Raw genomic sequence first — 21,703 nt, 5'->3', positions numbered from 1 at the left:
GGGGAGCAGGGGGACAAGAGGGAATTATTGAACAAGCTCTCCGTTGTCTCCCCTTTCTTTCTTGTCTTCCTTGTCTCTTCTTCATGCCCTCTTCTTAAATCAAACTCACCTATCCCCTGTTACTTATCGGATTGGGCATGAATCACTGGGCTGGCAATTTTGGATGTGTAGTTGAGTACTTTCCTACGATTTCAGAAATCTCAGGGTTGTAAAGTCTCAAATAATTCCAGTAGTTGCCAAATACTTGACGCACATAATTTTTGGTTTCATCAAAGGGAATTTGTTCAACAAACTCATCTGGGTCTTGTGTAGTTAGAGTTTGCAGCCATTTGGAGACATTACCAGGCCCGGCATTGTAACTGGCGATCGCTAACAACGAGTTATTGTTATATTGCTGATGGGTATGATCCAAATACCATGTACCCAGCATAATATTATCGTTGGGATTTTCTAGGCTTATTGTTTTGAAATCCACCTTAATTTGTGGGGCGATCCATTTAGCTGTACTCGGCAACACTTGCATCAAGCCAGTAGCATCAGCGACGGATTTGATTTTTGGCTCAAACCTTGACTCTTGACGCATCAAAGCAGTTACTAGCAGGGGATTGAGTTTACGCTCAATAGACCATTTTTCAGTTTCTCGGAGATAGGGAAATGGATAACGCGCTTGCCAGTAGGCGATCTGTTTGCTCAGAGTTTGATATTGGGCAAGTTCTGCTGGTGTTTCCCTGTCTTCCAACTTAGAGATTTTGTCAATTCCAATGAGATTTTCTCCCCTTGCCTGCCGCATCAACCCTTCAGTAAATTGCTCTGCTACCGTTGGCTGAAGTTTATTCTGAAATTCCGTTTCCCATTGCAACCAGGCATCGCGGTCTTGACCCAGCAAATACAATTCTTTGAAAGTCTCAGAACCAGCCGGTGGTAATGAACGCTGGGGTGCAATTATTTCGGGGTTCATGACGCGCACGTTGTCGAAGTTGCCGACATTAAGCCCCCGCATATTCGCTGCTCGCCAAGCATAGTAAGAGTAGGGAAACTGACTAATTACATAGTCATAAGCAGTTTGAGATTCCTGCTGTTTTCCTAGCGAAGCTGCCCATTTACCTACCCAAAAGCCTGCTCTTGGAGCCAAAATACTGTTGGGATTGTTAGTAACAATTGGCTCTGCCCATTGCCAAGCACCGACGTAATCTTTGGCTTTGGCTTTATCTTGGGCGATTTTCCAGCGATACTCTGCGGCTTCATCTGAATTGCCGTATTTGGCTATGAGTAATTGCCACGCCGCGCTAGCTGACTTTTGATCCTTGAGGGTTTCGAGAGTTTTGGCTTTTTGTACTAGTGCAGTACCAGCTTGTTTAGGAAATTTACTAATTACCTGGTCAAGATAAGGTAAGCCGTCTTTACCTGTTTTTGCTGTTTCTGCTAACCGTAGTAGTGCAGTCCCAGCTTCATCGGTATTGGGAAATTGCTGTACCAATTGTTTATAAGTGGCGATCGCTATTTCTTTGTCTTTGCCTCCAATCTGTAACCCTCGTGCAGTCCGGTAGAGGTTGCGCGATGTTTTGGGTGCTTTGGCATAAGCATTCGCCGCTTTCAAGAATTGGCTATTTTCCCAATAGCTTGTACCAATGAGTTCCCAATCTTCGGGTTTGAGGGTCGTCTGTTTGACTAACTGATCTAAAACGCCTACTATGCCTGATTGATCGTAAGCATAAGTAGCCAAAATCAATTGTAATTTTGGCTGATTGGGGTTTTCTTGCAAGCGTTTACGAATAATTTCCCAAGTTAGAGGATTGGAAGGAAATTGAGCGATCGCTATTTCTTGTTGCTTCGGTTGGGCAATCAGATATAGTGCTTTCACCGAAGCCGCTTCTTTGGGATACTGTTTCAGCACACTTTGCCTAAGATCCGAGGCTTTGCCATCTTCGCCCAGCATATCCTCTGCCTGGGCTTGTTTCAGCAAAATATAGGGTGCGAGGATGGGATAGTCTTTGTCTAATCCTTGGAGTAAAGCCAGGGCTTTTTGGGCTTGGGTTCTTTCAATGTAATCACTCGCCAAAAGATAACGAGCGCGATTTCGGTCTGGCGATCGCGATTGCCCTGCAATCTCTGCTAGTTTTGCCGCCCGTTCTGGCAGAGATTGTGATATCAGTGGGAAGACGGCTGATTGGGCAATACTAGCATCAGATGTTTGCTCTGCCTGATTATTACTCAGTTTGAGCCATTGCCCAACGGTTCTACCAATCTGAGGTGCTGATACCATCGCCCCAGCTAAAAAGGCAAACAGTGCCGCACCCGCAATTATGGAAATTTGCTTTTTCTGTAGTTTCTTCAGCATGAATACCCGCTGAAAAGTTCCGATGAATTTCCTGAAACTTTAACACTCCTAGCCATCACTATTACCAATTTTTAATTTTAGATTTTTAATTTTATGTAGAAAAATACTAATTTTCAATCTTTATGGTTAGCAGTATTGCCTAGACAGCACATATTAAATAATGTTACATCTATCTTAGGTACAGTCTTTTCCATACTTGAACTCCAAAATTTATTTCCACCATTAACAATAGCGCACTCACCCTCTGCAAGACTCTCTTCGTACCCCAAGCCCGTTTCGACATCAATGTAAAAATTAGGGTGGGCATTTGTTGGGCACAAGGATGTGAAAACTATGATGATTCATACCTTGCTAGAAAAGCTGTCCACAGTCTCCTAGATTAGAGATAATATTTCCAAAGCAATAACTCTCAAAAGTCATGACTCAAGCCATACCCAAGCTAGTAACCTTTGAGGAATTTGTCGATTGGCTACCCGAAAATCGACGAGTCCGCTACGAACTACATAAAGGAGAAGTTGTTGAAATGGCGCAACCAGTAGGCGAACATGAGGAAGTTAAAAGCTTTCTAGGTGTCGAAATTCCTTTTGAAATCAAACGTCTAGGATTGCCCTATGGTATCCCTAACCAAGTTATAGTTAGACCTCCTGAAAAAGATTCTGGTTATTTTCCAGATGTTTTGGTGCTAAACCGTGCAAATCTGGAAAACGAAAAATTATGGAAAAAAGAATCTACCGTTAGCTTGGGTGCATCAATACCTTTGGTAATTGAAGTTGTATCAACCAACTGGCGAGACGATTACTACTTGAAGTATGCTGATTACGAGGAGATGGGTATCCCAGAATACTGGATTATCGATTATGCTGCCTTGGGTGGACGTAATTTTATTGGCAATCCCAAACAACCGACAATCACCGTGTGTAACTTGGTTGATGAGGAATATCAGATAAGTAAGTTTCGAGATAGCGATCGCATTATCTCCCAAACTTTTCCTGAATTGAATCTCACCCCAAACCAGATTTTTCAAGCTGCTGTGGTATAGCGTTTATGTTTTGCCAATTCTGGAGTCCGTCCCTTCAAGCCAATCATCAACTTCAGCATAAACACCTTTAAAACGGGAACTCGCTGCAAAAACCATAAACCCAAGCGACGAAGCACTACCACTGGTAAGAAGTTATTAGAAAACATCCGATCTAACAAATCGGTGAAACCTAAAATCGTCAGGTTTTCCAGCTTGCGCCAGCGTTCGTAACCTTTAAGAATTTGAATGTCGCCAATATCTTTACCCGCTTGGTGCGCTGCTTGGATTACTTGCGCCAAAGCTGCTGCATCCCGAATCCCCAGATTTAAACCTTGTCCACCCACAGGATGGCAATTGTGCGCTGCATCACCAATTAATGCCAGTCGGGGGAGAACATAGCGATCGCTTTGCATGAGTTGTACCTGGAATACAAAGCGATCGCCTAGTAATTCCAATTTTCCCATTTGATCGCCATAGCGACGGGTAAGTTCTGCCAAAAATTGCTCATCATCTAAGGCACATAAAGCTTTTGCTTCTTCGTGGGGCGCTGTCCACACAATGCGGCAACGGTTCCCCGGTAAAGGTAAAATCGCAAAGGGGCCGCTAGACCAAAATCTCTCGTAAGCGGTGTTATTGTGCGGTTTTTCTGGTTTGACAAATGCCACGATGCAAGACTGCCAATATTTCCAGCCGGACGTTTTGATACCAGCAGCTTGACGAATTGGCGATCGCGCCCCATCTGCTGCTATCAGTAATTTACTGCGAACTGTATATAACTGCTCGGCAACTTTAATATCTATCGCTACTATATCTTTCTGATATTGCGTATTTACCACTTCCGCCGGACACAGATAAGTCACATTTGCACAATCTTGGACAAACTCCTGTAAAGGCTGCAACAGCGCTTGGTGTTCCGCCACATAACCCAACTCTGCTGTATGTATATCATCTGTGGTAAATTCCACCACATTGGGATAATCGGCATCAGAAAGACGAACGCGGCAATATTTGGCGATTTGAGGCAATATTTTGTCCCAAACTCCAATTCCTTGGTAAATTAGCGCCGAAAGCTGATGAACTGCATAAGCTTGTCCCTTAGCTACCGCCGCTGATGCCACTTTCGCCTCAATCAGCAAGATACTCAAGCCAGAATCTTTTAAAGCAGAGGCTAGAGTTAACCCAATAATCCCACCGCCGACAATTACCAAATCATATTCATATCCCCGCAAGTATGGCGGTGTTGGTTGAGGGGAGAGAGGTTGCTCAAGCTGCGTTAGGGCCATTGTTAAGTTAGGTTACAGCGTCTTTTACTCTTATTTTGACGCGATCGCGCCTCCTTGAGCAAGTTAATGAAAAAACCTGTTGATTGGTAGGGATTTCAACGGGGTTAAATAATACAGTTATTTTTTCAGAGAAACCAACACTAAACTTTATTACAGAGTTACTAGAAACTGCTGCACATAATAGTAACTATTTATGAGTTTTAGGAGCTATATTTTTAGCATGATGCTTGTGATGTTTGTGATGTTTAACTTGTTTAATTTTACTAGATTTTGTAGTAGCAACATGGTGGATAGATTCAGCTTGAGCTTGAGATGCAAAAGCGCTTACAGGCGCAGCAAAAATTAAAGCCAAAAGTAAAGCTTTAGGGAACTTATTCACTTGAAATTCCTCATCAACTAATCAACAATCTAACTATCCAATAGGTATATGTCATGAGTTTGTAATTGATATGAATCTTTCATGTCTATTTTTACAACTGTCAAATATCAAAATTACAGAGAATAATTGACTAAAAATATTCATAGCCATCAGAGTTGCTGGTATTTTCAAGCTAGATGTAACATTTTGCTCTGTGTGAATTTTGATTAAGAAATGCTAAGAGTCATCAATTCTTCTGTTATGTCAAAGTTAGCTGTGACATTTTGCACGTCATCCAAGCCTTCTAGAGTATCAATTAACTTGAAAAGCGATCGCGCCTGATCTGGATCGGTAACTTCTACACTATTACTAGGAATCCAGCGAAATTCGGCATCAGTTACCTTAAAGCCTTGATTTTTGAGCGTCTGACTAAGAGTTTCTAAATTGCCAATATCAGTAAAAACTTCAGCCATCTCATCTTCAGTCATCTCATAAGATTCAGCACCGCCTTCGAGGGATGCTTCTAAAAGCTGTTCTTCGTCAATCACACCCTGTACTACACAAACGCTTTTTTGATCGAACATCCAGCTAACGCAACCTGTTTCACCAAGATTGCCACCATTTTTACTAAAAGCTACACGCAAGTCAGCAGCAGTGCGATTGCGATTATCTGTAAGGGCTTCGATTAAAATCGCTACACCACCGGGGCCGTAACCTTCGTAACGAATTGCTTCAAAGATAGCGTTATCACCGCCAAAAGTGCCTGCACCTTTAGCGATCGCTCGTTCAATATTATCATTGGGGATACTTGCTGCCTTTGCCTTGTCAATTGCCGTGCGAAGTTGAAAATTTAGCGCCGGATCTGGTACGCCGCTTCTAGCCGCCACAATAATCGCCCGCGATAACTGAGTAAAGGTTTTCCCCTTTTTTGCATCTACTACCGCTTTTTGGCGCTTAATATTTGCCCATTTACTGTGTCCTGCCATAATCTGAAATTATCAAAACTCTATTCAAGATTAGGATATAAACGCTTGCAAAAACCATGACTTAAGATAATTGTGCAACTCTACATCAAGATGGCAAAGTTATGTTGAAACCGCTACGAGAATTGATCAATCATTATTAATCAACATCATGCACAATTTTTTTTCGCCTCCTCGCTATGCCAAGCGAAAAAGAAAGAGACTGTCAAATTATCTTAGGAGATTACTCTTTGTATTATTCGTAGGCATAATAGCTTTAGTTGGATGTCAAAGTATTTTACCTGTTATTAAGCAAGATAAAGTAATTCATTTAACCCTGTGGCAAGGTGTAAATCCGCCGCCAAATCGGGATGTGCTGCAAAAGCTGGTAGACAAATTCAATCAATCCCACCCAGATATTCAGGTAGAGTCGCTTTATGTTGGGCAACAGGATCAGCAAACGCCCAAGATTTTAGCAGCAGTAGTAGGAAACGCACCCCCAGATCTATTGTGGTATAATCCGACGATCGCAGGGCAATTGGTAGAACTCAATGCGCTTTTACCTTTGGATGAAATGCTGGAGAAATCTCCAATCAAAGCCGAAATTGACCCCGCTTTGTATGGATCGATGAAATACAACGGTAAAATTTGGTCTGTGCCCTTTGCTACAAATAATGTTGGTATTTTTTACCGTCCGAGTTTGTTTAAGGCGGCAGGAATTACTGAATTACCCCGGACTTGGCAGGAGTTTGCACAAGTTGCCAAGAAATTAACTCGTGATACCAATGGCGATGGACGAACCGATCAATATGGGATGTTTCTACCTTTGGGAAAGGGAGAATTTACAGTGTTCACCTGGTTGCCGTTTATGTGGAGTGGCGGTGGTGAGTTGGTGAGTGGTGATTCACAGAATGCAGCAGCAGTAAATTTGCAAAATAATCAAGGCGCGATCGCAGCTTTGCAATTCTGGCGTGATTTAATTACGGAGGGTTCCGCCATTTTATCTGGCCCAGAACGGGGTTATGAGACAGATGAGTTGCTCAGTGGTAAAGTTGCAATGCAATTAAATGGCCCTTGGACTCTGGGGCAATTTCAAGAGACTGGTGTCGATTTTGATGTTTTTCCAATTCCTGTTGGACAAAAACCTGCTACCGTTATTGGTGGTGAAAATCTCTTCTTTTTCAAAACTACACCGAAACGTGAAAGAGCAGCCTTTAAGTTTGTCGAATATGCTTTGAGTGAAGAATTTCAGACAGAATTAGCATTGGGAACTGGTTATTTACCAGTGAATTTGAAGTCTCGTGAAAGTCCAAAATATCAAGATTTTATCAAAAAAATACCACAGGTAAAGGTATTTTTAAACCAAGCAAAATATGGGCGATCGCGTCCGATATTTCCTGGTTATAATCGGATTTCTGACAGTGTAGGCCGGGCGATTGAATCTGTATTGTTGGGTAAAACTTCGCCAGCAGACTCACTCAAAGCAACACAGCAACGCCTAGATTTGATTTTCAAGTAGATTAAGGCGCGTAGTTTACCGCCGTAGACACGCATCCCGTTTAAATACGCTTGGGTTCATATCATTGCTTTCTGAAGCTGCGCCAAATTTTCTTTCTTTGTGTCCTTCTCTGACGAGACGCTGCGCGAATGCGCCCTTTGCGGTTCGTTCCTCATATATTCATACAGGATTGGTATGAGGCTTAACTCTTTGTCAAAGTCAATTTTTTTAACGAACCGCAAAGGACGCGAAGAACGCAAAGGAAGAGAAGGAAAAAATGCTTAACTGAATTGTATTGCCGTTTAAATTACAAATGGTTCAAGTTCGCGGTTATACCACTCATCTTCAATACGTTCAGTAACCAGTGGTCTGATGATAAACTTAGGCGGGCTACCATCCAGAACATCAATCCGCACACATGAGTAAGGTAGGCGGTTCTGAGAATTGTGATCATGACGACCCACAAAAAGCGTTGAATCGGCAACTTTCCGAGTGGGTTTACCTACAATTTCCGTAAAAGTCTCCATCAATTCAGTCCCCTTTCGCCTTTGATAGCGGAGACGATGACCACTACCACCAGAGATAATGCAGTTAATGTGAGAGTCAGCAAATCCAGTATCAGTTGTGCGAAGATGCTCCAAACAGTGAGCGTGACCATTTAAAATCAAATCGACTATGGGACGTTCTTTAATTAGAGAACCAAGATTTTCTGCGGCTTGTTCAAACACCCAGCGCAAACGGTGACGAACCGCCAAGGTTTGTGCCTGATTCCACTTAGTAGCCTCTGTAACGAACGGCGGATGGTGGAAAAAGATTACACGTCCGCGCACTTCGGAGGTATTCCAAGATTCAATTAGTCTGCTTCGCAACCATTCAAGTTGTTCAAAGTCGATCGCAGGCATTTTATGAGATGCCAACTGTTTTTCAATATCGATTTTGATCTCGTTTATTTGATCTAGTTTGGCGCTAAGTTCATCAAGTTGTTCAGCCTCGGCAGGTTTATCTGGGTTGAGGCGATCGCATATTCCCAAAATCTGCAATTCTTCTCGATCTATTTCCTGGCGACGCTTTTGCAATTCCCGGCGGTAAATTTCCCCTTCTTCAGTTGCAGGTAAAGGTGATGGTGTATTAAAGGTATTAGAATCCAGTGCGAAAAAGTCAATCCCGCCGTAACGAAAGGTGTAATAACGATTGGGTAAGCGAGTAAACTGTCCGGGTTCGTAACGCAAACACCGCCCTGTATCGGTTTTGGCAGTGTAGTGTCGATCTAAATGACGTTCTAACTCTTGTGGGGAAGCGATCGCTTGGGTATAGTCCATAAATGCCCGTGCATAAGCATTTCCTTGATACGATCCATGCCAGCCAATCTCGATATCTTTGTAGCGGAACAGGCGACGCAATGAAGATGTTGTGCCAGTAACTAAACGGTATATCAACGGGACATCGTAATAATCATGATTACCTGGTACTGGCAAGAATGGCATATTAAACACCATACGGTCATAAGGAATGCTTTTCGGGTTGTCACCACCTACAATAAATTCTCGGTAAGGCTCAATAAAGTTTGTTGAATAATATTCTTGGGAACCAACCACATAGATTACATCACCTGTGTGCAACACAAAACTGCAATCATCCCGGTGAGGAAGCATCAATTCGGCAACTTTTCGTTGGGGGTGATGGCGAGAATGGGATTTGGTGCCGGAATCACCAATAACCATAAAAGAAAATTCTGGACTATCTTCCCTGCGATCGTCTATAACCATGCTGGTTTGGTCAATTCCCCGTTGCACAAAACTTGGATGCATCCACCGCACCCGTTCCTTCATTTTTTGAATTTTTACAGGAATCGGTGGATCGGAAATCAATTTCATGGCTGATAACTCTTGAATGCTTAACGCACAAGCTGATTGTAACGAAATAATAAGGATTTTATTTGAAATTAGGACTTACGCACTCAAAATCTAAAACCCCTTAAAAAAGCTTGGGTCTTCATCTTGTGCGATCGTAAAGGTATATGCTACTATCAATATTCGTGTGGTTAAGGACGTATAGCTCAGTTGGTTAGAGCGCTACGTTGACATCGTAGAGGTCACTGGTTCGAATCCAGTTACGTCCATTTGTACATTCAAGAATTCGTGAATGTACAACAAAACCAAATTGGTTCATGGTGTTTTCCCATCTCAACAAGTGGAAACATTTTAGCCAGCCTGTATCTACTTCTACCACAGATGCGTAGGCGTAGCCCGTCGCAGGCATCGCTTCCAATTTTTGGTAACTAGAGAGAAGTTTAAAATAAATCCTATATTAAGTTTACAGGAACATCAATTTTTTGTGGGATGAGAGTAAAGTGAGCTTTAAGGAGTATTTATGTCACAGTTGGAGCAAGCACTGCCAGACACCTTTGTAACCAAAAGCTTAGAAATCCCCAATATTTTCGACCAGGTTGAGGCTCTAGCTAAAGACTTTGCCACCCGTGCAGGCGCACACGATAAAGAGGGTTCCTTTCCCTTCGAGAATTTTACAGCTTTGTCTGAGGCAAAATTACTCAGCCTCCCCATTCCCCGTGAATTAGGTGGTGAAGGTTTAGGGCTATCAACTATCTGCCGAGTCATTGAAGGGATAGCACGTGGCGATGCTTCAACCGCGCTAGTACTGACGATGCACTATCTCCAACATGCCAATGCAGCCCGTAGCCGTCGCTGGCATCCAGAAGTATATAAAAGGTTGTGTCGTGAATCCGTTGAAGGCATTGCCCTGATCAATGCCGCCCGTGTTGAACCAGAGTTAGGAACCCCAGCTAGAGGCGGATTACCTGCCACAATTGCCGAACGGACAACAGAGGGTTGGCGTTTAACAGGCCACAAGCAATACACTACGGGTAGTCCCATCCTCAGTTACTTTGTGGTTTGGGCGCGGACAACTGAAGATGAACCACAAGTTGGCAATTTTTTGGTTCCGCGCGATTTGCCCGGTTTGCAAATTGTCGAAACCTGGGATCACTTGGGGATGAGAGCTACAGGCAGCCACGATCTGATTTTGGAGAATGTATTAATTCCCTTAGAGTACGCCCTGAATATCAGTCCCATATCTACTGCACCATCACTCGATCCACTGATTTCCACTTGGGGCAGTTTGACAGTGAGTGCTTTATATCTCGGTGTGGCTACCAGTGCGCGAGACTGGCTGGTTAAATATCTTTGGGAGCGATCGCCTTCTAATCTCAAAGAACCGCTAGCAACTCTACCACGCTTCCAAACTGCCGTAGGTGAAATAGAAGCACTGCTATTTGCTAACAATAGATTAATTTATAGTTTGGCTCAAGATATTGATCGGGGCGAGTACGATCCTAACGTAGGATTACAGGCACAAGCTGTAAAATACCTTACCACAACTAACTCGATTCGTGCTGTGGAGATTGCCTTGGAACTAACTGGTAATCCTGGTATGTTAAAAAGAAATCCTTTAGAGCGCCACTACCGTGACGTTCTGTGCAGCCGTATCCATACACCACAAAACGATGTTATTTGTCAGTCATTAGGGAAGTCGGCACTGAAAGTCAAGTAATGGAGGAGTGGGGCAACAATTCTCATTATGAGAATTGCTGTAGAGTTTGAGATATACCAGATCATACTCTCCAGAAAAGCTCTATGATTGCTCTACCTGGTATTGCCATCCAAGACAAAATCTACAAAAGTTCTAATTCTTTAGTATATGGAGGCATCAGAAACGATGGAGTAGCGATCGCCATAAAATTACCCGGCGTTGCAGGCATCGTACACAAGTGTTCGGGTATCGCCATTGAACATTTTCTATGTATTTTCTAGTACATTACTAGCCAGTTGTGGTGAAGCGATGACCGAGCGCTGTGGGTTGGCTGCTGAGTTCTTCTACAGCTTTGGGTCAACAACTGGCGATTTGTCTGTTCTGTTGATATCTCATTTAAACGGCAATTCAGAGAAAAGTTATGCCAAATTGCCAGAACTTTTGAACGTAGCATCTTCACTTCAACTTTTTCTTCAAGGAGAAGTGGAAAGAATTGATGGGCGAACCTATCGGTTAAATTAAGCCTTGGTGTAATTGAAAATATTGTAGAGTATAGAATTGCCCTAAGTATTGTCCTACGCAACTTACCCTATGACTACCGCACCCTTAAGCTGGGAAGAACTAGAAGCCCTAACGGACTATCAAATAGATACCGTTAATGGTCTCACCAATGCTAAAGCCCGGTTGCGCTTGTTTGGGAAGCCAGAATCTGATGTGCGGGTAACGCTGTACCGTGATAACCATGCCTGGTGTCCTTACTGTCAAAAAGTTTGGTTATGGTTAGAAGAAAAACAGATCCCCTACCGCATCGAAAAAGTGACAATGTTCTGCTACGGGGAGAAAGAAAGTTGGTACAAACGTAAGGTACCGTCAGGAATGCTCCCTGCGATCGAGCTAGATGGACGGATTATTAAGGAAAGCGATGACATTTTGATCGCTTTGGAAAAAGTTTTTGCTCCATTAAGCCAAGGGATGGAAGACCGCACGGTGCTTCCTCTACGTCAATTAGAACGACTTTTATTTAGAGCGTGGTGCGTTTGGCTGTGTTCTAAAGCCGGTTCCTCTCAACAAGAACAACGCAACCGAGAACAATTTATCGCAGTGGTGGCTATGGTTGAGGAGGCTCTGGGTCGCACTCCAAGCCCTTACTTTTTAGATAGCTTTGGCATCGTCGATGTCATTTTTACGCCATATCTCGAACGGATGAATGCGAGCCTTTACTACTACAAGGGCTACTCGCTGCGATCGCAAAACCCCCGCTTGAGTGCATGGTTTGCGGCAATGGAAAGCCGACCGACCTACTGCGGAACTCAGAGCGACTTTCACACCCACGCACATGATTTGCCGCCCCAGATGGGGGGCTGTTGGGAAAACGGCGAACCCCAAATGCTTCTCAATAAAGCGCAGGTGGATAATGGCCCCTGGTTTGGGCTACCAGACGTTGCTTATCCAGAACCCGAAAACTCCCGCATGGAAGCTCTTAAGCGAACCATCGAGCATCACATCAATATTATCCGAGTCAACCCCTTAGATGATAAATTGTTTGATCAAGCGCTACGTTGTGCTTTAACACACATGATGACAGGTGAAGACTGTGTACCTCCATCGGGAGCTGATGTCGCTCTCCGATATTTGCGCGATCGCATTAATGTACCACGAGATATGTCCATCTATGCAGCCAAGCGATTGAGGGAATCCCTGGAAAAAACCGCAGCCCTTGCGGGTGATGGGCAGCCAGACCCCATTCCCACTAAGCATCGACGAGATCAAGATCCGTCTAACTTTGTCATCAAATAGGATTCAGCACTCATCCTTGCAGATCGCGCTCCTTTCTCTCAAAAATAAACCAATGTTAAGTAACTAGTTAAGATTTTGCTCGCGCCAATTTTTTCACATTTGATATTGGGTGATGTTTTTTAAGAAGACTGCAACGCTTTTAGCTGTGCCCGTAACTGGGCAATTTCTTGAGCCATATCCATGACCATTGCTGCGCCTACGAGATTTAGCCCCAAATCCTGACGCAAGCGTTGGATTTGAGCAATTCGCGCAATTTCTCGTGAGTGTAGCATTGAGCCTTTCGGTTCGATCAATCCGAGTTGCACAAATCGTTCAATTACAATCGTTGAAGTTTGAGTGACAGAGGCTGCATACTCAAATGTATAAAGGCGATCGCCTTCATGGGAAACAACTGTACTGGAGAGGCTAAACTCACTCATAACGTCACTCCTTCTAATGCAGTACGTGGGTTAAAGCTGCTATTCGCCTGAATCTTTTCATAGCAATCCTGCTCAATTTCGCTTAACTCTTTCGGAGACACGATCTGAAGTTTCACAATTAGGTCAGTTCGCCCACCTTTTGGTTGCGTCCAGCCTTTTCCTCGTAGCCGCAGCGATTGACTGGAACGCACACCTTTCGGAACGCTCAATGTGACGCGACCTTCTGGTGTTGGTACTTGAATTTGAGCGCCTAAGACCGCTTCATCTGGACGAATAGGAACTTCGCAGGTTAAGTTTTCACCCGAAAACTGAAAAAATGCATGGGGAAGCACCTCGATTGTGAGATACAAATCGCCTCGCTGTTGAGAAAAAGGGCTAGAGCGACCTTTACCTTTAATGCGAATTCGACTACCCGGTTTAGCACCTGCGGGAATACGAACGTTAATAGTTTCATCATCCAACTGCAACCGCTTTTGAACGCCATGAAACGCTTCCGAAAAGGAGAGTGCGATCGCAGCTTCGGTATCGGGTGCTGGTGCTTGGCTACGAAATGGGCCAAAGTCATCAGGCTGCCTAGTCGAGGTGCGGTAATAAGTTTGTCTTGTTCTTGTCCTATCCCCTAAACCACCCAGCAAATCATTGATAAAGTCATCAAAGTTGCTATATTGGTCAAAATTATCTGCATACGTGCTAGTTCCTCCAGGAGGAGTACCGCTAACCTCCGCTTGCTTCCAGTACTGCCCAAAAGAGTCATACTTTCCGCGCTTTTCTGGGTTTGATAAAACTTCGTTGGCTTCATTGATATCTTTGAATTTTTCCTCGGCTTCTGGATTACCAGGATTCACATCAGGATGATATTTGCGGGCAAGTTTGCGGTAAGCTCGCTTAATTTCGTCAGAAGTTGCAGTTTTGCTAACTCCCAAAATGTTGTAATAATCTTTGAAATCAGTTGCAGTTGGCATGATTCGATACTCATAATCCGACTATTCTGCACTCGGAACGTCTTTTGTCAGTGTCATTGTTGAGTTGTTGAAAGTCGGTAGTCTCCAGTGGTTGTAATGCAGGCTTTAGCTAACAAAATCGGCATCAATCACATCGTCATTATTTTGTCCGGTTGGCTGATTTCTTGGATTAGGATTGCTAGTTGCTGCGTTAGCTTGGGCGTAAACGGGTTCATCCTAGATATTTGCTGGCATCATCTGTAAGTTTTCGCAGAACTTGAGCAGAAATTTCTTCAGGTGCGAATTGTTTTTTAAGCGCCGGACAATCGAGCTTGACATTGCCATTGCGATCGCGGATGACTTTGTAAGAAACTTCACTGGCTTCGTGGGTGATTTCATCGTGTTTGCGCCCGATAAAGCGTTTAACTGAGTAGAACGTGTTCTCTGGATGCATTACCGCCTGTCGTCGAGCAATTTGACCAACCAGACGTTCGCCTGTTTTTGTATATGCAACTACAGAGGGAGTGATGCGTTGTCCTTCTGCATTCGCAATCACAAGCGGTTGTCCACCTTCGATGACTGCAATACAAGAGTTAGTTGTCCCTAAATCAATTCCAACAACTTTTGCCATAACTTTCGATTCCTTTCATCAGATTTTGATGCGCTGATTCTAGTTATAAGAAACTTCAGTAGTATTAAAAGCTCAACTTGTAACTAACAGTTCTCCGACAGATTATCTTGTTCTTCTTTAAGGAAACTATTCAGAAATTTTCTGTGCATCAACCGATAGAAAGACAAAAAAGTATCCAGTATATATATTTTTGGCATTAACGTTGTAAGTTATACATTCAACGATTTAAAGGAAATAATTCAAAATTGAATTGGGTGCGATCGCTTAAAGTTTCTCAGTACCTTTCTCTCTGCTCTGGGTAATCTAGCTTCAACTGCACCGTCTGCACTCCATTTTCCACTTACACCTATGGTTCCCTAAAATGATGCCGAGCCATTAATTGCACGGCTCAACAGTGAGCCGAAGGTAGTAATAATACCCAGTTAATATTGTCCCACAACTGTCGATTCATCAAATTCCATAATGCGATCGCTGTTGCTAGCTGATGTGAGAATAAAAGATCCTGTAAGTGGACAGTTGTTGTTCTACAACCAAAATAGTAACTACGCCTGGTTTTGGCAGTAGTGGTCTATTTGCAACTCTAACTGGTGCGTCAACTCTCACGGCATTTGATTTTGTGTTGCAAGTATAGTTTGCTCAAAACACGGAATGTCGAGTTTACGTACTTGACTAGTACAACATGGCGGAAATAAACCACCCATTCTAAATCAATGAAATGCTTACGCTGTATTCATTTTTAATTTTTAATTCCACCTTGCGGTACTAGGCTTATTTATCTGATGTTTCTTCAATCTCGATTTCCCAAGATTCTCCTTTATTATCTGGTGGAAAAAGCTGAATTTTGGACTTGTTAGAAAACTGCTTCAACTGTTTGATAAACTGTGTAATAGCATCAACAATATGCAAATAACTTTCTATGTCATAGCAGATAATGATTAACATCAGAGGACTAGCATTTATTTTGAAATACCAATGACTATTTGATAGTAAAACTCGCATAAGTGGGACGCAGGATTGATAAAATCGCCTACACGTAGCTTCTTCTAGCTGCCTGTAGAATAACTCGTTAAGTAGAGTTGCTCCAGTTGGAGGCAGATCATCTGCGGGAAAAAGGGATTTATTCATAACACGAAATTAGGCATTGTGATTTGGAATTAGTTTTTCTATTAATCACTGATAACTCATGATTTACCAGCCTTAGTGCGAATATTCTTTGGAGTATTGTGTAGTAAAAAAAAGGTCGTCGAAGCAATTTTTTACTAATGCTACTTCCGTTTTTTAAACACTATCAAGTGCAATCCTTGCTCTAGGAAACGCCGATTGTCAAAAATTCCCTGAATCAGCACCTCTAGTTCAGTTGCGCCCTTGGAAGGAAAATCCTCACGATTGATTGTGTGCCAGGGTAAAAACTCTTGCCAGTCCAAGGTTAATATACGGACTTATGCCTGATTTTGGTAAGCAATAATTAGGGCTGTAGTGTAAAAAAGCTTCAGTCTCTGTTGAGAGTAATACTGGATTCGCCGATAACCTGCTTGGAATGTGGCTAGTTCGTTGCTTGGATGAATCGAGACAATAACTGCTAATCTGTTTAATGCTTAATCTTTGCTTCAGCCTCTAAAAACAGATTGCCAATATCAAACAAAAACTGCATAGTACCTCGATAGCCAACTTTGGTAAATTGACTGTGATCTAAGCGGTCAAAAATGGGAATCCCTTGACGATAGAGAGGAATTTTTAAGCGTTGAGCGATCGCGACTCCATGAGAGTTGGTAATTAGCAAATCAGATCCAACCGCCAGTTGTTCAAAGTCTTCCAAATCGCCGATAGTGACGCTAGGAATCGGCAGTTTTTCTAGCAGAGGAAAGCGTGTTGTTGTCACTGCTGCGTGAATCTGAACTCCTAGCGATCGCAAAAAAGAAACTGTTGACCAAAGTAAATCGGGTTCCAGCGCCAAAGCAACTCGCTTGCAACCAAAGTAAAAGTGATTCTCTAACATCACATGTTTTAGCTGACGGCGTTGACGGCGGTATTTCTCCGGTACGCTAACACCACTGATATCTGCCAATGCTTGCAAGAATTTATCTACTGCTAGTAGTCCCGTCAGTTCACTAAATACTTCATAGGGTATATTGAATCTCCGATCCAAAATTTGCGCTGCACCTCGCATACTCTCACCTAGTGCCAAAGTGAATACAGAAGTGCCAATTGAACGCAATTGTGCCAATGTAGTGCCATTAGTTGTAATGGCACTAGAGGAATCTTCTATATGACTATCTAGTACGCCAGAAAGGTCAGGTACAACAATAGGTACAAGTCCAAAGGAAGTGACAATCTCTTTGATTTCCTGTACATCGCCTGGTGTGAAAGCAGAACTCGCTAAAATAGTGATTTGTGTAGGACAAGCATCTTGCTTGGAGCTTTTTTGAGGAATTTCCCTGACTATACTCTCGACTGCGCCAGCAAAGCCATCCTGTAATGTACCTTTGAAATCAGGTGTAGAGACAAGCACAATTGGTAAATAATCCAGTTCTGGGTGATGGTGACGAATTTCTTTAACAAAGCGCCCCATATCATCGCCTCTGGTTTCCACCAGTCCAGTACTACAAAGACCGATAATTTCTGGCTTGGATCTCTGCACCAAAGTCAAGATTGCTTGTTCAACCCTTTCCTCGCCACCCAAAATGGTTGCAACTTCTGTCATTGCCGTACTGGAAAGGGGAATCGTCTGACGGAAATGCTGTACTAATACTGCCTTCGTCAAAGCAGTACAGCCTTGTGAACCATGTAACAAAGGCATTATTCCCTTCAACCCCAAAAAGGCTAAAACTGCACCTACAGTCTGGCTTTGCTTGAGGGGATTAACTGCAACAGATGTACTTGTAACGCTAATAATCGCCATTAGATGTTCTCCTCTGGAGAATTTCCTGTTTCCCACGGGGCTGGTTGAGATACTTGTTCCCACACAGGGGTGTAAAAAGCAGCATAGAGTTCTCGTGCTACCTCTAAAATTCCCATATAGCCTGCATAGGCATGGTTGCGTTCTTGATTAACGTCTAGGAATGGGAGCCTAGCAGTAAGAGAGGTGTCTTGATGGTGTTTATCAGCAATTAACATATCAGCTTGATTTACGTTAATTATCTGTAAAATTTCTTGAGGACTATTTTGCTCTAGAATTATGCCATCTTGACCTAGTAAACTTTTGACTCTAATTCTATCCTCCTCAGTATTATTATTAGTACTAATAGCAATAACTTCCATCTCCAATTTCTTAGCAGCAAAGATAATCAACCAGCTCTTGAAACTTCCAATAGAAAGGAGAACCCGCTTACCTTGTAATTGGGTGATATAAAAAGCGAGTTTTTCATCTATTGCAGCAGTCTCTTCTGCAATTAGTTTTTCTGTACGTTCTTGTAAACTAGAATTACCCAACTTGGCAGCAATATTTCTTAGATATTGATTGATTTGCTCTATCCCATACATAGACTCTTCAATATAAGGAATGCCATATTGTTTTTCCATCCTTTTAGCCACGTTGATTAGTGCTTTGGAGGAGAGGATCACATTAAGTTTGGCACGATGGGCATAGCAAACTTCTTTGTAGATAGCATCGCCTGTAATTTTTGCCAAAACTCTGATACCTAATTTCTCCAACAACGGTAGAATATTCCATATTGCACCTGCAATATTGTATTCACCAATTAGATTGATATCATAAGGTGTAGTTGTATCTGGTTCAGCTGTTCCAATAACGTGTGAAAGCATTGCTTCACCAGCGACACGGTTGCCCAAATTTTGGTTTCCAATGAATCCAGGGCAATGTACAGGGATAGTGGGTATTCCTGTTTTCTCGGTGGCATCTTTGCAAACTCCCTCGATGTCATCCCCAATCAAAGCGGTGATGCAAGTGGAATAAACAAATACCGCCGCAGGTTTGTAGCGTCTTTGTAATTCTAAAATGCCTTTATACAGCTTTTTGGCTCCACCGAAGATGATATCGTTCTCATCGATGTCGCTGCTAAAGCGTATCTTGTACAGCATCGAACCAGACGAGAGACTGCTGTGACTTCCCCAAATACTGGCAGCACAGCCACTTGGCCCGTGGACTACATGAGCAGCATCAGTGATTGGTACAAGAGTAATCATTGCACTATCAAAAGCGCAACTCCCTTGAGTAGTTCCAGGTTGGGGTAATTGTGTGGAAGACTTTTTTTTCTTTTGTATCTGCTGCTGACGAGCATCTTCAGAATTAGAGCCACTGAGTGAATCGTTGGTTTTTCCTGGCGTGGGATTCATTTGTTTGGTGACAATAGGTAGAAATTTTTAGATATTAGCTGAATTCCCAAAGGCTGAGGAGGATTTTCATTTATTCACCGTGGTATCTAAAGATGGATAAAAGGGAATGATCAAGAGAATTTATCATCCCCTAAAACATAAACATCATCTAGGTTAGAGAAGGAGAAAACAAAAACATGAACTAGACTATTAAATTATTAATGTTGTCCTGTACACGTTAGTTAATTAGTGGTAACACGGTGAAAAAGAAACGCGCAGAGTTAAGATTAGCTATTCAACTACCTCCATTTTAAATGATTGGTGAGAAGGTGGGCGAGAATAGCCCACCTAATATTTACTTTGTATTTAGCACCTGATTCTGAAGAATAAGCTTACTTCTTCTCGCTACCGGAAACTATTTCTACGTTTCCTTTTTTGAGTGCTTCTAGTGCTTCACCTTCAGCATCTTCTTGTTTTTTAGCTGTGTCTGCTTGGCTAATTAGTTTCGCAGCATTTTCTTCACTTTCAAGGATACCGAATTCAATCAACAAATCTTCTAGCTCATCCATCTCGATGGGTGTAGGAACAGCGAGATTTGTATTGTTGATAATCTTGTCTGCTAATGTACGGTATTCATGAGCTTGCTTGCTGTCGGGTGCGTACTCGTTCACTGTCATCCGCCGCAATTCGGCGTGTTGCACGATATTGTCACGGGGGACAAAGTGAATCATCTGGGTACTTAATCTGGCTGCAAGGGTGCTAATCAGTTCATCTTCCCGGTCAGTTTTGCGGCTGTTACAAATTAGCCCACCCAAACGCACCCCACCTGTGTGAGCATATTTGAGAACTCCACGAGCAATGTTGTTAGCTGCAAACATCGCCATCATTTCACCGGAGGTAACGATGTAGATTTCTTGGGCTTTACCTTCACGAATTGGCATAGCGAAACCACCACACACAACGTCGCCCAACACATCGTAGGATACGAAATCTACATCTGAGTAAGCGCCGTTTTCTTCAAGAAAGTTGATAGCGGTGATGATACCCCGACCGGCGCAACCAACACCAGGTTCTGGCCCACCAGATTCCACACATCTGATATTTCGGAAGCCAGTTATTACCACTTCTTCAAGTTCAATATCCTCCACAGCGCCCCGTTCAGCAGCTAAGTGCAACACTGTGGTTTGGGCTTTACAGTGCAAAATCAATCGGGTAGAGTCAGCTTTGGGGTCACATCCGACAATCAAGATGCGTTTACCTACTTCTGCCATCGCAGCAAGGGTATTTTGAGAAGTGGTAGATTTCCCAATACCACCTTTACCGTAAAAAGCAATCTGTCTAATTTTTTCGTCGGACATGATAATTTATCCTGCAATTGTTTGGTGGGTCTGTCAATTCATGAAGCGTTGGTACTTTGTGCCGGAAGTACTAGCGTTGTAAAATTACAGCACTGGCCTTATGTAGAACGTCGTTGGAGGCGCTCGTTCTACAGCAAAAAGAGCCCGTATCCAGAACATATTCAAGTTATGGTAAGTTTTCATTGGCCATTAGTCATTGTTTTTTCTGACTAATGGCTAGAGCAATGAGACATCACTCAAGAAATATTGCAAGTATTACCATCCGCTCACTCAAATGATTTCTCTAGCGGTAGTAATACCAATTGGAAAAAAGAAAGCTACATATTCCAAGCTGGAAAAATTACGAATTCAGCATTATCAGTTGTTGTAATTCCCTGAAGGTTGCTCATACCTAAAGAATGGTTGCAGCAGGAATTTCAATTTACGCCAAGTATTCCTTCAAGCACACAACCAACCATTGCAATCCACTCTAAACAGTCGCTACAACTTCCCCGATTTTGCTGATATCGTAACCGCCGAGAATTTCAAATTGTGAGTGAACCATCCGATGTCCCAAAGTACTGAGAAATTGCTGTACAGGTGCTTCTTCTAAATATTCCTTGAGAATCACCAAATCATATCGTGAGTGAATATGCACATAGCATCAGCAAAGAATTGCTGTTTTAATTGGTTGCACAATTAGGTATTTACCAAAGTATGCAACAGATGACAGATGACATGAGATTACTATTCTTAGGAAGAAAGCAATGATTACCGAAGAAGACTTAACCCAGCAATTTAACGTAATTATTGAACACACTCACCCACAGTTATGGAAACTGTTAAGCCAATGTTATGTGAAGGTGATAAATCCTCATCCTCACTTAACAAGAGTGAATATAAAAACGTGTATCCGTCATGCAAAATACATTGGAATTTACTGCCCTGATAGACTAATTAGTGCTGTCGTAGAACAAAAAAATCTCATTAGAGAAGTAGCAGAATATTTGGGTCTAGTTGAGGTTGTTTGCTTGAATGCCAATAACTTGATGCGCGATCCACTCTCAAATCTTAAGCAAGCTTATCCCCAGTTGTGGTTAGACTTACTGTGGATTGTCACCCAAGAACAAGAACTCTAGCTATTATCGACAGATTTTTGTGCAATCTTCTATCTGGAAAAACCGTAATTACCAATCTTCACCGCAGCTTTGTTACATCAAAGCAATCTAATGGAGGCGATCGCCTTTTTAACTGATTAATTCACCACAGACACTTCTGACAATTTGTAGAAACTCCCGTAAAA

The 21,703-nt window shown here is 42.7% G+C and carries 18 protein-coding genes, 1 tRNA gene and 2 pseudogenes; 8 read left to right on the top strand and 13 right to left on the bottom strand.

Annotation, left to right across the window (positions count from 1 at the left end; all coding sequences use genetic code 11):
* Positions 1–142: 142 nt before the first annotated feature.
* Positions 143–2,338, bottom strand: a complete 2,196-nt coding sequence (locus GNF10_RS24235; RefSeq protein WP_185582422.1) for a transglycosylase SLT domain-containing protein — start codon at positions 2,336–2,338, stop codon at positions 143–145.
* Positions 2,339–2,756: 418 nt separating this feature from the next.
* On the opposite strand from GNF10_RS24235, the gene GNF10_RS24230 reads away from it, so the two are divergent.
* Positions 2,757–3,377 (top strand): Uma2 family endonuclease, encoded by a 621-nt coding sequence (locus tag GNF10_RS24230; protein ID WP_185582421.1) that lies wholly within the window; start codon positions 2,757–2,759, stop codon positions 3,375–3,377.
* Here GNF10_RS24230 and GNF10_RS24225 read toward each other — a convergent pair.
* From GNF10_RS24225 to GNF10_RS24215, 3 genes are all read right to left on the bottom strand, one after another.
* Entirely contained in the window at positions 3,359–4,639 is a 1,281-nt protein-coding gene (locus GNF10_RS24225) for an FAD-dependent hydroxylase (protein ID WP_185582420.1), read from the bottom strand. The genes GNF10_RS24230 and GNF10_RS24225 overlap by 19 nt on opposite strands.
* Positions 4,640–4,826: 187 nt before the next feature.
* Positions 4,827–5,018 (bottom strand): hypothetical protein, encoded by a 192-nt coding sequence (locus tag GNF10_RS24220; protein ID WP_185582419.1) that lies wholly within the window; start codon positions 5,016–5,018, stop codon positions 4,827–4,829.
* Between the two features lie 206 nt (positions 5,019–5,224).
* Entirely contained in the window at positions 5,225–5,983 is a 759-nt protein-coding gene (locus tag GNF10_RS24215; RefSeq protein ID WP_185582418.1) for a YebC/PmpR family DNA-binding transcriptional regulator, read from the bottom strand.
* Between the two features lie 148 nt (positions 5,984–6,131).
* Here GNF10_RS24215 and GNF10_RS24210 point away from each other — a divergent pair, with 148 nt between their 5' ends.
* Positions 6,132–7,478 (top strand): ABC transporter substrate-binding protein, encoded by a 1,347-nt coding sequence (locus GNF10_RS24210; RefSeq protein WP_260445820.1) that lies wholly within the window; start codon positions 6,132–6,134, stop codon positions 7,476–7,478.
* 281 nt (positions 7,479–7,759) lie between these two features.
* Here GNF10_RS24210 and GNF10_RS24205 read toward each other — a convergent pair whose 3' ends face one another.
* Positions 7,760–9,331 carry a metallophosphoesterase gene (locus GNF10_RS24205; RefSeq protein ID WP_185582417.1) on the bottom strand — a complete coding sequence of 524 codons (1,572 nt, stop codon included), beginning with the start codon at positions 9,329–9,331 and terminating at the stop codon, positions 7,760–7,762.
* 171 nt (positions 9,332–9,502) lie between these two features.
* Between GNF10_RS24205 and GNF10_RS24200 the strand changes: the two genes are divergently transcribed.
* The 5 genes from GNF10_RS24200 (at position 9,503) to GNF10_RS24180 (ending at position 12,800) form a co-directional block, all read left to right on the top strand.
* Positions 9,503–9,576 (top strand) — tRNA-Val (locus GNF10_RS24200).
* A gap of 251 nt (positions 9,577–9,827) precedes the next feature.
* The gene (locus GNF10_RS24195) at positions 9,828–11,024 is read left to right on the top strand and encodes an acyl-CoA dehydrogenase family protein (RefSeq protein ID WP_185582416.1); all 1,197 of its coding nucleotides are present in this window, start codon (positions 9,828–9,830) and stop codon (positions 11,022–11,024) included.
* Positions 11,025–11,107: 83 nt separating this feature from the next.
* A complete protein-coding gene (locus GNF10_RS24190) occupies positions 11,108–11,284 on the top strand; it encodes a hypothetical protein (protein ID WP_185582415.1) in 177 nt (58 codons plus the stop codon).
* A complete protein-coding gene (locus GNF10_RS24185) occupies positions 11,259–11,525 on the top strand; it encodes a hypothetical protein (protein ID WP_185582414.1) in 267 nt (88 codons plus the stop codon). Before GNF10_RS24190 ends, GNF10_RS24185 begins: the two co-directional genes overlap by 26 nt.
* Positions 11,526–11,594: 69 nt before the next feature.
* Positions 11,595–12,800: a glutathione S-transferase family protein gene (locus tag GNF10_RS24180; RefSeq protein WP_185582413.1), complete on the top strand. Its 1,206-nt coding sequence runs from the start codon at positions 11,595–11,597 to the stop codon at positions 12,798–12,800.
* Between the two features lie 119 nt (positions 12,801–12,919).
* On the opposite strand, the gene GNF10_RS24175 is transcribed toward GNF10_RS24180, so the two are convergent.
* The 8 genes and pseudogenes from GNF10_RS24175 to GNF10_RS24135 all read right to left on the bottom strand — a co-directional run.
* Positions 12,920–13,219 carry a chaperone modulator CbpM gene (locus tag GNF10_RS24175; protein WP_185582412.1) on the bottom strand — a complete coding sequence of 100 codons (300 nt, stop codon included), beginning with the start codon at positions 13,217–13,219 and terminating at the stop codon, positions 12,920–12,922.
* Positions 13,216–14,181, bottom strand: coding sequence for a DnaJ C-terminal domain-containing protein (locus tag GNF10_RS24170; RefSeq protein ID WP_185582411.1), 966 nt, complete (start codon positions 14,179–14,181; stop codon positions 13,216–13,218). The genes GNF10_RS24175 and GNF10_RS24170 overlap by 4 nt, the downstream gene beginning before the upstream one ends.
* 214 nt (positions 14,182–14,395) lie before the next feature.
* Positions 14,396–14,791, bottom strand: a pseudogene (locus GNF10_RS24165) (Hsp70 family protein); the annotation flags it as partial.
* A gap of 768 nt (positions 14,792–15,559) precedes the next feature.
* Entirely contained in the window at positions 15,560–15,916 is a 357-nt protein-coding gene (locus GNF10_RS24160) for a hypothetical protein (protein ID WP_185582410.1), read from the bottom strand.
* 463 nt (positions 15,917–16,379) lie between these two features.
* The gene (nifN, locus tag GNF10_RS24150; protein WP_185582409.1) at positions 16,380–17,690 is read right to left on the bottom strand and encodes a nitrogenase iron-molybdenum cofactor biosynthesis protein NifN; all 1,311 of its coding nucleotides are present in this window, start codon (positions 17,688–17,690) and stop codon (positions 16,380–16,382) included.
* Positions 17,690–19,084 carry a nitrogenase iron-molybdenum cofactor biosynthesis protein NifE gene (gene nifE / locus GNF10_RS24145; protein WP_185582408.1) on the bottom strand — a complete coding sequence of 465 codons (1,395 nt, stop codon included), beginning with the start codon at positions 19,082–19,084 and terminating at the stop codon, positions 17,690–17,692. Before nifE ends, nifN begins: the two co-directional genes overlap by 1 nt.
* 371 nt (positions 19,085–19,455) lie before the next feature.
* Positions 19,456–20,421, bottom strand: a complete 966-nt coding sequence (nifH, locus tag GNF10_RS24140; RefSeq protein WP_185582407.1) for a nitrogenase iron protein — start codon at positions 20,419–20,421, stop codon at positions 19,456–19,458.
* A 469-nt stretch (positions 20,422–20,890) separates the two neighbouring features.
* Positions 20,891–21,061, bottom strand: a pseudogene (locus GNF10_RS24135) (XRE family transcriptional regulator); the annotation flags it as partial.
* Between the two features lie 106 nt (positions 21,062–21,167).
* Here GNF10_RS24135 and GNF10_RS24130 point away from each other — a divergent pair.
* On the top strand, positions 21,168–21,539 hold the full coding sequence (locus tag GNF10_RS24130; protein ID WP_185582406.1) for a hypothetical protein: 372 nt from the start codon (positions 21,168–21,170) through the stop codon (positions 21,537–21,539).
* The last annotated feature ends 164 nt before the right edge of the window (positions 21,540–21,703 follow it).

The organism is Nostoc sp. UCD121 (genome assembly GCF_014222285.1).
Taxonomy (GTDB): Bacteria; Cyanobacteriota; Cyanobacteriia; order Cyanobacteriales; family Nostocaceae; genus Nostoc.
The sequence above is the reverse complement of the archived record's forward strand: the minus strand, read 5'-3'. Positions and strand labels throughout refer to the sequence as shown.

Bases quoted from the DNA above. Each gene is read 5' to 3' on its own strand.
- GNF10_RS24235 (WP_185582422.1), bottom strand. From the start codon at position 2,338: ATGCTGAAGAAACTACAGAAAAAGCAAATTTCCATAATTGCGGGTGCG.
- GNF10_RS24230 (WP_185582421.1), top strand. From the start codon at position 2,757: ATGACTCAAGCCATACCCAAGCTAGTAACCTTTGAGGAATTTGTCGAT.
- GNF10_RS24225 (WP_185582420.1), bottom strand. From the start codon at position 4,639: ATGGCCCTAACGCAGCTTGAGCAACCTCTCTCCCCTCAACCAACACCG.
- GNF10_RS24215 (WP_185582418.1), bottom strand. From the start codon at position 5,983: ATGGCAGGACACAGTAAATGGGCAAATATTAAGCGCCAAAAAGCGGTA.
- GNF10_RS24210 (WP_260445820.1), top strand. From the start codon at position 6,132: ATGCACAATTTTTTTTCGCCTCCTCGCTATGCCAAGCGAAAAAGAAAG.
- GNF10_RS24205 (WP_185582417.1), bottom strand. From the start codon at position 9,331: ATGAAATTGATTTCCGATCCACCGATTCCTGTAAAAATTCAAAAAATG.
- GNF10_RS24195 (WP_185582416.1), top strand. From the start codon at position 9,828: ATGTCACAGTTGGAGCAAGCACTGCCAGACACCTTTGTAACCAAAAGC.
- GNF10_RS24190 (WP_185582415.1), top strand. From the start codon at position 11,108: ATGATTGCTCTACCTGGTATTGCCATCCAAGACAAAATCTACAAAAGT.
- GNF10_RS24180 (WP_185582413.1), top strand. From the start codon at position 11,595: ATGACTACCGCACCCTTAAGCTGGGAAGAACTAGAAGCCCTAACGGAC.
- GNF10_RS24175 (WP_185582412.1), bottom strand. From the start codon at position 13,219: ATGAGTGAGTTTAGCCTCTCCAGTACAGTTGTTTCCCATGAAGGCGAT.
- GNF10_RS24170 (WP_185582411.1), bottom strand. From the start codon at position 14,181: ATGCCAACTGCAACTGATTTCAAAGATTATTACAACATTTTGGGAGTT.
- GNF10_RS24160 (WP_185582410.1), bottom strand. From the start codon at position 15,916: ATGAATAAATCCCTTTTTCCCGCAGATGATCTGCCTCCAACTGGAGCA.
- nifN (WP_185582409.1), bottom strand. From the start codon at position 17,690: ATGGCGATTATTAGCGTTACAAGTACATCTGTTGCAGTTAATCCCCTC.
- nifE (WP_185582408.1), bottom strand. From the start codon at position 19,084: ATGAATCCCACGCCAGGAAAAACCAACGATTCACTCAGTGGCTCTAAT.
- nifH (WP_185582407.1), bottom strand. From the start codon at position 20,421: ATGTCCGACGAAAAAATTAGACAGATTGCTTTTTACGGTAAAGGTGGT.
- GNF10_RS24130 (WP_185582406.1), top strand. From the start codon at position 21,168: ATGATTACCGAAGAAGACTTAACCCAGCAATTTAACGTAATTATTGAA.